At 66.0% G+C, this 11,669-nt stretch carries 11 protein-coding genes; 3 read left to right on the forward strand and 8 right to left on the reverse strand.

Translation table 11 applies throughout. The annotated features are described in order from the left end of the window. From RCH12_RS01175 to RCH12_RS01190, 4 genes are all read right to left on the reverse strand, one after another. Positions 1-222: a hypothetical protein gene (locus RCH12_RS01175; protein WP_088456305.1), complete on the reverse strand. Its 222-nt coding sequence runs from the start codon at positions 220-222 to the stop codon at positions 1-3. Positions 223-324: 102 nt separating this feature from the next. Next, positions 325-690 (reverse strand): DUF948 domain-containing protein, encoded by a 366-nt coding sequence (locus RCH12_RS01180; protein ID WP_103431909.1) that lies wholly within the window; start codon positions 688-690, stop codon positions 325-327. 109 nt (positions 691-799) lie between these two features. Then, positions 800-1,429: a 30S ribosomal protein S4 gene (gene rpsD / locus RCH12_RS01185; RefSeq protein ID WP_088456307.1), complete on the reverse strand. Its 630-nt coding sequence runs from the start codon at positions 1,427-1,429 to the stop codon at positions 800-802. Between the two features lie 232 nt (positions 1,430-1,661). Then, a complete protein-coding gene (locus tag RCH12_RS01190) occupies positions 1,662-2,999 on the reverse strand; it encodes a replication-associated recombination protein A (protein ID WP_103431910.1) in 1,338 nt (445 codons plus the stop codon). A 132-nt stretch (positions 3,000-3,131) separates the two neighbouring features. Here RCH12_RS01190 and RCH12_RS01195 point away from each other — a divergent pair, with 132 nt between their 5' ends. The 3 genes from RCH12_RS01195 to RCH12_RS01205 all read left to right on the forward strand — a co-directional run bounded on the left by RCH12_RS01195 (position 3,132) and on the right by RCH12_RS01205 (position 6,024). Beyond that, entirely contained in the window at positions 3,132-3,938 is an 807-nt protein-coding gene (locus RCH12_RS01195) for a peptidylprolyl isomerase (RefSeq protein ID WP_327015801.1), read from the forward strand. A gap of 174 nt (positions 3,939-4,112) precedes the next feature. Continuing rightward, positions 4,113-5,345: a DUF349 domain-containing protein gene (locus RCH12_RS01200; protein ID WP_327015802.1), complete on the forward strand. Its 1,233-nt coding sequence runs from the start codon at positions 4,113-4,115 to the stop codon at positions 5,343-5,345. 109 nt (positions 5,346-5,454) lie between these two features. Further along, a complete protein-coding gene (locus tag RCH12_RS01205; protein WP_327015803.1) occupies positions 5,455-6,024 on the forward strand; it encodes a hypothetical protein in 570 nt (189 codons plus the stop codon). On the opposite strand, the gene RCH12_RS01210 is transcribed toward RCH12_RS01205, so the two are convergent. From RCH12_RS01210 to yajC, 4 genes are all read right to left on the reverse strand, one after another. After that, positions 6,011-8,263 (reverse strand): RelA/SpoT family protein, encoded by a 2,253-nt coding sequence (locus tag RCH12_RS01210; protein WP_088456312.1) that lies wholly within the window; start codon positions 8,261-8,263, stop codon positions 6,011-6,013. The two genes, RCH12_RS01205 and RCH12_RS01210, sit on opposite strands and share 14 nt — an antisense overlap. A 96-nt stretch (positions 8,264-8,359) precedes the next feature. Next, positions 8,360-9,394 (reverse strand): protein translocase subunit SecF, encoded by a 1,035-nt coding sequence (gene secF / locus RCH12_RS01215; RefSeq protein ID WP_327015804.1) that lies wholly within the window; start codon positions 9,392-9,394, stop codon positions 8,360-8,362. After that, positions 9,394-11,169, reverse strand: coding sequence for a protein translocase subunit SecD (gene secD / locus RCH12_RS01220; protein WP_327015805.1), 1,776 nt, complete (start codon positions 11,167-11,169; stop codon positions 9,394-9,396). The genes secF and secD overlap by 1 nt, the downstream gene beginning before the upstream one ends. Before the next feature lie 65 nt (positions 11,170-11,234). After that, the gene (yajC, locus tag RCH12_RS01225) at positions 11,235-11,636 is read right to left on the reverse strand and encodes a preprotein translocase subunit YajC (RefSeq protein ID WP_327015806.1); all 402 of its coding nucleotides are present in this window, start codon (positions 11,634-11,636) and stop codon (positions 11,235-11,237) included. Positions 11,637-11,669: the final 33 nt, after the last annotated feature.

Consider the following 11,669-nt stretch of genomic DNA (forward strand, 5'->3'; position numbering starts at 1 on the left):
TTAGGGCTTTGACAGCTCTTCGATGGTCTCTTCTGCCTCGCCGAGTGCGGCGTGCAGTTCGGCTTCGCGTTTGCGGTAGCCCTCGGAGATGGCCTCGCCGAATTCGCGGGTCTTGGCGTCAAGATCGGTGAAGAACCGCTTGCCCTGCTGGGTCTTGTTCACCTCGTGGGCGGCAACAAATCCGATTCCGACGCCGACGACTAACCAGATGAAATTCTTCATGGCATGTGCTCCCTGAGTTTGAGGAATGGGTGGCTGTGGGCCGGGGCACCCGCTGGTCCAACGGGCCGAGGTCCTGACAGGCTGCTTTCCAGCGTAGTGGACTTACTTCGTGCCTCGACGGGGCTTGGCGGCCCTGAAGGCCGCCCTGACACCGGCGGAGAATCCGGCGAGCTTGATCAGGGGGCCGCCGACGGTGGCCGCGAACAGCGCGACCATGGCGGACACGTTTCCGGTGACCTCGGCCACGTTCGTGGTGATGGTGTCGATCGTGGCCAGCTGGTGGTTGGTCTGGGCGACGGTGCTCGTCGTCTCCTCGAGCAGCGGGGTCACGTTGTGGCTGAGGTCACGGATGGCGAGAGTGGTCTCGTCGAACACCCGGCCCAGCTTGATCAACGGGATGGCGAGGAACGCCACCAGAACAGCGAAAACGCCAGCGGCAATCAGGCCGGCGATATCTCCACCAGTCATTCGGCACCATCCATTTCGATTCGGCACAGCACGCAAAAGGGCGGATCACCTAGGTGATCCGCCCTCAAGCGTAGTTCAGTTCCGGCGAATCGAGACGCGCCGGGAGTGACTAACGTGCTGCGTAGTACTCAACGACGAGCTGGACTTCACAGGTCACGGGGATCTCGATGCGCTTCGGGGCGCGAACGAGGCGGGCCTGCAGCTTGTCGAGTTCGACCTCGAGGTACGGCGGGAGCTTGGGCAGCAGGTCGACGTGACCGCCGGCCGCGGCAACCTGGAAGGGCTCGGTGCCCTCGCTCTTGGCCTTGACGTGGATGAGCTGACCCGGCTTCACGCGGAAGGAGGGACGGTCGACCAGCTGGCCGTCGACGAGGATGTGGCGGTGCACAACCATCTGACGGGCCTGGGCGGTGGTGCGGGCGATGGCCGAACGCACGAGGAGGGCGTCGAGACGGGTCTCGAGGATCTCGACGAGGTTTTCACCGGTCAGGCCCTGGCGGCGACGCGCTTCTTCGAAGGCGATCTTGAGCTGGGCTTCGCGGATGCCGTACTGGGCACGTAAGCGCTGCTTTTCGCGCAGACGCACGGCGTAGTCCGAATCGGTCTTGCGCTTGGTGCGGCCGTGCTCGCCCGGAGCGTAGGGACGCTTCTCGAGGTACTTGGCGGCCTTCGGGGTCAGGGCGATGCCCAGGGCCCGCGAGAGGCGGGTCTTGCTACGGGTACGTGACTTGGTAGACACAGTGTCCTTTCGGATGGATCTGAAAAATGGATACCAGGGCGCCGGGCCGGCCGCGAACGGCAGCACGAGGCGTCATGGGAGATCAGAGGGGTGGGTGCCACGGGCCGCCCGGCTACAGGGCGAATCCACTCCAACTTAGGTTTGTACGCAGCCGCATGACAAAACCAGTTGTAGGCGAGGTCAAGGCTAGCACACGGGTGCCCCCGTGGCCTGGCTTTCGACACGCCCCGGTCTACTGGCCGCGGATGATCTTGCGGAGCTTGGCCAGGCGCGCGGAGACGTCACGTTCATTGCCGTGTTCGGTGGGTGTGTAGTACTGCTTCCGGCGCAGTTCGGTGGGCAGATAGTCCTGCGCGAGAACGCCGAGCGCATCGTCGTGCGGGTACTTGTAACCCTTGCCGTGGCCGAGGCGTTTGGCCCCCGGGTAGTGTGCGTCACGAAGGTGCTTGGGCACCCGGCCGGTGTTGCCGTTGCGCACGTCGGCGATGGCGGCGTCGAGGGCCATGTAGGCGGCATTGGACTTGGGTGCGCAGGCCAGGTGCACCACGGCCTGGGCCAGGGGGATGCGGCCTTCCGGCATGCCGATGTACTGCACGGCGTCGGCGGCGGCTATCGCGATGACCAGCGACTGCGGGTCGGCCATGCCGATGTCTTCGGAGGCGAGCACGATGATCCGACGGCAGATGAAACGGGGATCCTCCCCGGCCTCGATCATCCGGGCCAGGTAGTGCAGGGACGCGTCGACATCCGACCCGCGTACCGACTTGATGAAGGCACTGATCACGTCGTAATGTTCGTCACCGTTGCGGTCGTAGCGCAGCAGCGCCCGGTCGACCGCGAGCGACACGATCTCGGTCGTGATGACGGGCTTGTCGCCGTCAGCGGTCTCCGTGGTCGCGGCCGACACCGATGCGGCCTCGAGCGCCGTGAGCGCCCGGCGGGCGTCGCCGGACGCAAGCCGGATGATCGCCCCGCGGGCCTCAGGGTCGAGCACGAACCTATCGGCCAGGCCCCGCGCGTCGGTGACGGCGCGGTCCACGACGGTACCGAGGTCGTCGTCGCTGAGGGTCTCCAGCGTGAGCAGTAGTGACCTGGACAGCAGCGGCGAGATCACCGAGAAGGACGGGTTCTCGGTCGTGGCGGCCACGAGGATGATGATGCCGTTCTCCACTCCCGGCAACAGGGCGTCCTGCTGCGCCTTGCTGAACCGGTGGATCTCGTCGAGGAACAGCACGGTGGACAGCCCGTAGAGGTCCCGGCTCGTGCGGGCCTCGTCCATCACCTGGCGCACGTCTCGCACGCCGGCGGAGACGGCGGAGAGCTCAACGAAGCGGCGTCCGGAACTGTGCGCGATGGTCTGAGCCAGGGTGGTCTTGCCGGTTCCCGGAGGGCCCCAGAGGATGACGGAGACCGAGCCCTGCTCCCCCGTCTTGTCGTTGGCCAGGCTGACCAGCGGCGACCCCGGGGTCAGCAGGTGACGCTGCCCGGCAACCTCGGCCAGACTCTTGGGGCGCATGCGCACCGCGAGCGGCGTCGCGCCGGTACGGAGGCCTGGTTGGACGGAAGACATGCGTCCAGCGTAGTTTGTGCCGCCGACGCCAATTTTCGCCGCCGCCCCCGCATGCGTAGAGTTCACAGTGACCCGGGCCGTGTTGCCCGACACGCCCGATTTCCCGCCGCAGGCGGCACCTGGAGGATTCCCGTGGCACCTAACACCAAGCAGGAACGCGAGGCCCGCGGCCGCGCTCGCGCCTACCAGGCCCGGAAGGCCGTGAACGAGCACCAGGTCAAGCGGCGCGTGCGCGACAACATCGTGGCCGGCAGCGTGCTCGTGGTCGCTCTCATCGTGCTGGTCGGCGCCCAGGTGTTCTACTTCGGCGGCGGCCCCGGCACTCCTGAACCCAGCGCTCCGACTTCCGCGACGCCCACGGCCGCGCCCTCAGACTCGGTGACTCCGACCCCCGGCGCGAATGCGGGCGACGTTCCCTCGAGCGATCTGGCCGAGGGACGAACCTGGACCGGCACGCTCACCCTCAACGACATCGCACTCGGCGTCTCCCTCGACGGCGCGGCGGCGCCGCAAGCGGTTTCCTCGACCATCAGCCTCGCCGGATCCGGTTTCTACGATGACGTCACCTGCCACCGCCTGACCACGGGCGAAGGCTTTTCGGTATTGCAGTGCGGTGACCCCACCGGCGACGGAACCGGTGGGCCCAATTACTACTACGGCCCGGTCGAGAATGCTCCGGCCGACAACGTCTATCCGGCAGGCACCATCGCCATGGCGAGGTCCAGCGATCCGTACAGCATGGGCAGCCAGTTCTTCATCGTCTACGGCGATACGGAAATTCCCGCTGGAGCGGACGGTTCCGGGTACTCGGTCATCGGCACTGTCACCTCCGGACTGGACCAGCTCGTCAGCCAGATCGCCGAGGCCGGGGTCGAGGACGGCTCGGCGGACGGCGCTCCCGTGGTTCCGACCACCATCACCTCTTTTACCGTTCAGTAACCACGGTAGAAACCTGCTCGGAATGACCAGTTCGGTCGTTTCCGCCGAACGACGGGCACGCTTGCAATAAGCTTGTGCGCGTATTGGCTTGTGCCAGTACTGGCTCGTTCAGGGATTCGCCCGCTGCAGTACTTCACTGCACGGGGAATCAACCAGATCATTAAGGTGAGGCTCTTGACTACGACAGATCAGCAACCATGGGGTCGCGTAGACGAAACCGGCACGGTTTACGTGCGCGAAGCAGACGGCGAACGTGCCGTCGGCCAGTATCCCGACGCGACGCCTGAAGAGGCACTCGCCTACTTCGAACGCAAGTACGTGGAGCTGAACGGACAGGTCACCCTGCTCGAACAGCGCGCGAAGGGAGGAGCGCCGGCCGCGGATATCGCCAAGTCGGTCGCGAACCTGTCGAAGTCGGTCGCAACGGCAAACGCCGTCGGCAACCTCGCCGCCCTCGCCGAGCGCCTCGGCGCTCTGGGTGGCACGGTCACCGAGCTCACCGAGCAGCAGGGTGTCGAGGCCAAGGCCGCCAGCGCTGCGGCCGTCGCGGAGCGCGCTGCCATCGTTGAAGAGGCCGAACGCCTCGCCGCCGAAGACCCGGCCAAGACGCAGTGGAAGCAGACCAGCGCTGCACTCGACGCGCTGTTCGCCAAGTGGCAGGCCCACCAGCACGACGCACCGCGTATCCCCAAGGGCGAGGCGAACGAGCTCTGGAAGCGATTCCGTGCCGCTCGCACCACCATTGAGCAGAACCGCAAGGCGTTCTTCGCCGAGCTCGACAGCGCTCACAAGGATGTGCGGAACCGCAAGCAGCAGCTCATCGAGAAGGCCGAGGCGCTGGCACCCCAGGGTGCCGACGGCATCCCCGCCTACCGCAACCTGCTCGAGGACTGGAAGGCCGCCGGCCGCTCCGGCAAGAAGCAGGACGACGCCATGTGGGCCAAGTTCAAGGCCGCCGGCGACGTGCTCTACTCGGTGAAGAGCGAGATCGACGCGCAGGACAACGAAGAGTTCTCCGCCAACCTGGTCGTCAAGCTCGACCTGCTCACCGAGGCCGAAACCCTGCTCACCGAGACCGACCGGGTCAAGGCCCGCGAAGTGCTCAGCTCGGTGCAGCGCCGCTGGGACGCCGCAGGCAAGGTCCCCCGCGACCAGGTCAAGCCCGTCGAGGAGCGCATGCGCAAGGTGGAAGCGGCCGTGCGGAAGCTCGACGACGACCACTGGAAGCGAAACAACCCCGAGACCAAGGCCCGCGCCGAAGGCCTCGCCGGTCAGCTGCACGACGCGATCGCCAAGCTCGAGGCCGAGCTGGCCGCCGCGCAGGAGACCAAGGACGCCCGCAAGATCAAGGACGCGACCGAAGCGCTCGAGACCCGCAAGGCCTGGCTGAAGGCCATCGGCCAGTAACGACTCGCTGCGCGGGAGTAACTGCCCACACCCGAAACGGGATCGGGAATCTGTCCACAGATTCCCGGTCCCGTTTCGGCGTCCGCCGGCGACTCCGCAGGCTGGAATCATGACTCCCCTGCTTCCTGCCGCGCTCACCCCGGCCGACCTTCCGCTCGCCGAACTGAACTGTGCCCGCCTCGACGGTGAGCTGTTCCGGCTAGCCGGGGCGTGGTGTCCGGTCGACGCTCCCGACGGCCCGGAGACCCGGGGCGAGGCGCTCACCTCAGTCTCGCCGAGCCGGGCCGCCGCCGAGCGGATGAGCGCCGCCTGGATCTATGGCCTGGCCGCTGAACCTGACCCCCATCAGTTCTGCATCGACATGACCGCGCGGGCCCGCAAGCCTGCCGAGACGACAACACAGCTCCGCGAGGTCCGTCTAGGCCGCCACGATACGAGGGTGCTGGGTCGACAACTCGTCACCACTCCCCTGCGGACAGCTATCGACCTTGCCCGTTGGGGCCGCTCACCCGGGTGCCGCGCAGACACGGCGCTGCTGGCGGCGTTGCTGGCCTATGACGGACCAATCGATCTGCACGCCGACGAACAGACGCTCACCGGTCAACGAGGAATCTCGTTCAGCCGCAGAGCGGCCGCCCAGCTACGGGAAGCGCGCCGGCTGAACCTCAGCCGTCGCTGACCCTGTAGACGTCGTACACGGCGTCGATGCGGCGCACCGCATTCAGCACCCTGTCGAGGTGGGTTGTGTCGCCCATCTCGAACACGAACCGGCTGATCGCCAGCCGATCGCTGGAGGTGTGCACCGTCGCCGAGAGGATGTTCACGTGGTGTTCCGACAACACTCTGGTGACATCCGAGAGCAAGCCGGAACGGTCGAGGGCCTCGATCTGGATTTGCACGAGGAACAGGCTCTTCGAGGTCGGCGCCCAGTCGACGTCGATCATCCGCTCGGGTTCCTTGAGCAGTTCCTGCACGTTGTGGCAGTCGAACTGGTGCACAGACACACCGGAACCGCGGGTGATGAAGCCCACGATCTTGTCGCCGGGAACCGGTGTGCAGCAGCGTGCCAGCTTGACGAGGATGTCGGGGGCGCCGCGCACCAGGATCCCGGAGTCGTTGTTGCGCAGCGTCTGGGTACGGCCGTTGGGGGTGAACGGCAGGTCCGTTGCGTCGCTCTCCTCCACGCTCTGCAGCGTGGCGACGACCTTCTCCAGCACGGACTGCGTCGACACGTGGCCTTCACCGACGGCAGCGTAGAGCGCCGAGACGTCTTCGTAGCGCATCACGGCGGCGACCTCGGCGAAGGAGTCCTGGTTCATCAGCTTCTGCAGCGGCAGGTTCTGCTTGCGCATGGCCCTGGCGATGGCGTCGCGGCCCTGTTCGATGGCCTCGTCGCGGCGTTCCTTGGTGAACCACTGGCGAATCTTGTTGCGCGCCCTGGGGCTCTTGACGAAGTTCAGCCAGTCCTGGCTCGGACCCGAGTCCGGGTTCTTGGAGGTGAAGACCTCCACGACGTCGCCGGTGCTGAGCGAGCTCTCCAGCGGTACGAGCCGTCCGTTGACCTTGGCGCCCATGGTGCGGTGGCCCACCTCGGTGTGCACGGCGTAGGCGAAGTCCACTGGGGTCGCGTCGGCGGGCAGGCCGATCACGCGGCCCTTGGGCGTGAAGACGTAGACCTCCTTGGCGCCGATCTCGTAGCGCAGGGAGTCGAGGAACTCGTTGGGGTCGGCCGTTTCGGCCTGCCAATCGGAGATATGTGCCAGCCAGGCCATATCGGTGTCGCTCTGTGGGCCGGGGCCGGAGCTCTTGCCGTTGACCTGTTCCTTGTACTTCCAGTGCGAGGCGACGCCGTACTCGGCACGCTCGTGCATCTCCTGGGTACGGATCTGGATCTCGACCGGGCGGCCACTCGGGCCGAGCACGGTGGTGTGCAGCGACTGGTACAGGTTGAATTTGGGGGTGGCGATGTAGTCCTTGAAGCGACCGGGCAGCGGGGTCCACCGCGCGTGGATGGCGCCGAGGACCGCGTAACAGTCCCGCACCGAGTTCACCAGGACCCGGATGCCGACGAGGTCGTAGATCTCGTCGAACTCGCGGCCGCGCACGACCATCTTCTGGTAGATCGAGTAGTACTGCTTGGGCCGTCCGGCCACCTTGCCGCGGATGCGCGCGGCCTTGAGATCGTCGTTGATCGCGTCGATGACGTACTGTACGAATTCTTCGCGCTGCGGGGTGCGCTGCTTGACGAGGCTCTCGATCTCGGCGTACAGCTTCGGGTAGAGCACCCCGAAAGAGAGGTCCTCGAGTTCCCACTTGATGGTCTGGATTCCCAGGCGGTGGGCCAGCGGGGCGTAGATCTCGAGGGTTTCGGTAGCCTTGCGGGTCGCGGACTCGGCCGGCACGAAGCCCCAGGTGCGGGCATTGTGCAGACGGTCGGCCAGTTTGATGATCAGCACCCGGATGTCCTTGGACATCGCGACGATCATCTTGCGGACAGTCTCGGCCTGAGTGCTGTCACCGTACTTCACCTTGTCGAGCTTGGTGACGCCGTCCACGAGCATGGTGATCTCGTCGCCGAAGTCGGCGCGTAACTGGTCGAGGGTGTAGTCGGTGTCCTCGACGGTGTCGTGCAACAGGGCAGCTGCGACGGTCTTGGGACCGATCCCGAGGTCGGCCAGGATCTGGGCGACCGCCACGGGATGGGTGATATACGGCTCGCCGCTGCGGCGTTTCTGGCCCTCGTGGGCCCGCTCAGCGGCCGCGTACGCCCGTTCGATGATCGACAGATCCACCTTGGGATGGTGCGTGCGCACCGTCTTCAGCAGCGTGTCGACGGCACCGACGGGCTGCGCCCTGGAGAAAATGCGGGGCACCAGACGACGCAGTGACGCGGCGGATGGCGTGGTGGTTTCTGTCATCTCGTTACCTCACTCCCTGGCGCCAATTATCCCTGTACTAACGGATAAACGGTAGACCGGGGCACGCTGTCGGATATTCCCGGCGGGCGGACCGGCTCACGCGGGAACGTCCGCGCGGGCCGCATCCGTGCCGGCGACCGACGAGGTGGCGGTGGCCTTGGCCCGCAGGGCCAGGGCCTTCTTGTCGCGCTTGCGGATCTCCGGCTCGTTCTCGCGCAGCTGAGCGTAGAGCGGGGCGGCGATGAAGATCGTGGAGTATGTACCCACGATCATTCCGATCAGCAGGGCCAGCGAGATGTCCTGCAGGGTTCCCGCACCCAGCACGAACGCACCGATGACGAGGATCGAGGCGACCGGAAGGACCGCGACGATCGAGGTGTTGATCGAGCGCACCAGGGTCTGGTTGACCGCGAGGTTGACCGAGTCAGCGAACGTGCGCCGGGATTCTGGCCCGTCTTCGGTCGTGTTCTCGCGGATCTTGTCGAACACCACAACGGTGTCGTACAGCGAGTAGCCCAGGATCGTGAGGAAGCCGATCACGGCCGCCGGAGTGATCTCGAAGCCGGTGATGCCGTAGAAGCCCGCGGTGATGACGAGGTCGTGCAGCAGGGCGACCATGGCGGCGGCGGCCATTTTCCAGGTGCGGAAGTACAGGGCCATCACCGCGCCGGCGAGCACCAGGAAGGTGAGCAGAGCGCGGATGGCGGAGCCGGTGATGTCCTGGCCCCAGGACGGGCCGATGAACGAGGACGTTACCTGCGCCGCGTCGACGCTGTAGGCGGTGGCGAGAGCGGCGCGTACTTCCCGGCTCTCGGTGTCGCTGAGCTGGTCGGTCTGCACGCGGATGCTGTCGCTGCCGACGACGGACACCTTGGGCACTGCTTCGGGCACCACCTCGGTGACCGCGGTGGATGCCGCGTCCTGGTCCTTGGTGGAGATCTCGGAGAGGACGAACTCGGAGCCGCCGGTGAACTCGATGCCGAAGGTGAACCCACCGCGGAGGACCGGACCGAGGATCGCGATCAGGATCATGACCGCGGCGACCGAGTACCAGACCTTACGCCGACCGACGATGTTGTACGAGAGCTTGCCGGTGTGCAGATCGTTGCCGAACTGGTTGAAGCTGGCCATTAGGAATCCTTCCCATCGGTCGACTTACTGGAGCCGGAACCGACGAGCTCAGCCGCCTTGCGTTCGGCGATGGTCTGGCGCTTTGCGGCCTCCTTGCTGGAGGACGGTGACTTGCGTGACGCCACCTCCACGGAGGGCTGGAACCGGGCGCGTCCGCGGTAGACGGCGCCGAGTGCCCGCGGGTCGAGTCCGCTGAGCTTGTGCCCGTCGCCGAAGAACTTGGTGCGGGCGAGCAGCTGCAGCATCGGATGGGTGAACATCGCCACGACTAAGAGGTCGACCAGGGTGGTCAGTCCCAGGGTCAGGGCGAAACCGCGCACGTTACCGACGGCCAGGATGAACAGAACCGCGGCGGCGAGGAAGTTGACGGTGTCGGAGGCGATGATGGTGCGGATCGCGCGGCGCCAGCCGGATTCGACAGAGGACACCAGTCCCCTGCCGTCGCGGAGCTCGTCGCGCACCCGCTCGAAGTAGACGATGAACGAGTCAGCGGTGATACCGATGGCCACGATGAGACCGGCCACACCGGCCAGGGAGAGGCGGTAGCCCTCCCGCCAGGACAGCAGAGTGATCAGCAGGTAGGTGATCACGCCAGCCACGATGAGCGACGCGACAGTGACCAGCCCGAGGAGGCGGTACTGGATGAGGGAGTAGAGCACGACCAGGATCAGGCCGATCAGGCCCGCGATGAGGCCGCTCTGCAGCTGGGTCGAACCGAGGGTTGCCGAGATGGTGTCCTGGCTCTGCACGGTGAAGCTGATCGGCAGGGCGCCGAACTTGAGCTGGTCGGCGAGGGCCTTGGAGGTGTCCTGGTCGAACGAGCCGGTGATCTGGGGCTTGCCGTCGGTGATCACGGCCAGCGTGCGCGGAGCGGAGATGACGCTGCCGTCCAGCACGATGGCGAACTGGTTCTGCGCGCCCTGGAGGCCGCTCAGCCGAGTCGTCACGTCGGCGAACGACGCGGTGCCGGTGCGGTCGAAGACGATGTTGACGGCCCATTCGCCGGTGGTTGCACCGCTCTGCGTGGTGACCTGCCCATTGGTGGCGTCGGAGATGTTCTCGCCGCTCACCTCGACCGGGCCGAGGATGTACTTGATCGAACCATCGCTCTCGCAGGTGATCAGCGGCTGATCGGCCGGTGCCACATTGCTGGTGTCGATGTCGCTGCACTGGAAGGAATCGAACTGCGCCTGCAGGTCGGGGGTGATGTTGTTCAGGTCGCTGGCGTCGGTGGGCGCGACGGCCGGAGTCTCAGCGGCCGGAGTCTCGGCGGCCGGGGTCTCGGCGGCCGGGGTCTCGGCGGCCGGATCTGCCGCGGCATCCGTCGCCGGGTCGGTGGCCCCGTCGGTTGAACCGTCTGTGCCGACACTGTCTTCAGTGGGCGCTGACGCAACCAGGACCGGTCGGAACTCGAGCTTTGCCGACGACTCGATGCGGTTCAGGGTGGCGTCGTCAGGCGTTCCGGGAATGGAGACGACGATGTTCTGTCCACCCTGGGTGTTGATCTCCGACTCGGAGACTCCGGCGGAGTCGATCCGCTGCCGGATGATCGACACCGCCTGGTTGAGCTGTTCAGACGAAACCGTCTGGCCGGACTCGAGCTTGGGCGCCAGGATGATCTGGGTGCCACCCTCGAGGTCGAGCGCCAGCTTCGGCGTCCACGAACCGCCGCCGGTGAGAACGCCGGCTCCGTTCAGAGCGATGAGACCGACGATGATCACGCCAAGCCAGGTCAGGGAGCGCCAGGCCTTCTTGGTCGGAGACGACTTAGCCACCTATTGAACTCAGCTTTCTTTTGCTCGTGCTGCGCGACCGAAGCCGCGCAGCCGGAGTGGGTGTGTTACGCGTCGCCCTTTTTGGGTTCGGTGTCGGTGTCGGGCGCGACCTCGTCGGTCGTCGGCTTGAATTCGGTGCGCTGGCCGTACTCGGGCTCGCCGGCAACGGCGGGCGTGCCCGCGTCGGTGTCAACGGTCTGGTCGAGGACGACGTCATCGCCGGCAACGGTGGGCTCGACGACGCGGGCGATCGTCTGGCGGTGGATCTGCACGATGGTGCCGGGTGCGATCTCGAGGGCGACCTTGTTCTCTTCCTCATCGATCGACACAATGGTGCCGTAGAGGCCGAAGTTGGTCATCACGTCTGCTCCGGCGACCATCTTCGACTGCAGGGCCAAGGTGTCCTTCTGGCGCTTGCGGCCGTTGCGAAACATGAAGAACACAAGCAACGCCAAAACGGCGAGCATGACTAGAGTCAACGGATCCATAGAACTGTGAAA

The organism is Cryobacterium sp. MP_3.1, assembly GCF_035984795.1.
In the GTDB taxonomy this organism is placed as follows: Bacteria; Actinomycetota; Actinomycetes; order Actinomycetales; family Microbacteriaceae; genus Cryobacterium; species Cryobacterium zongtaii.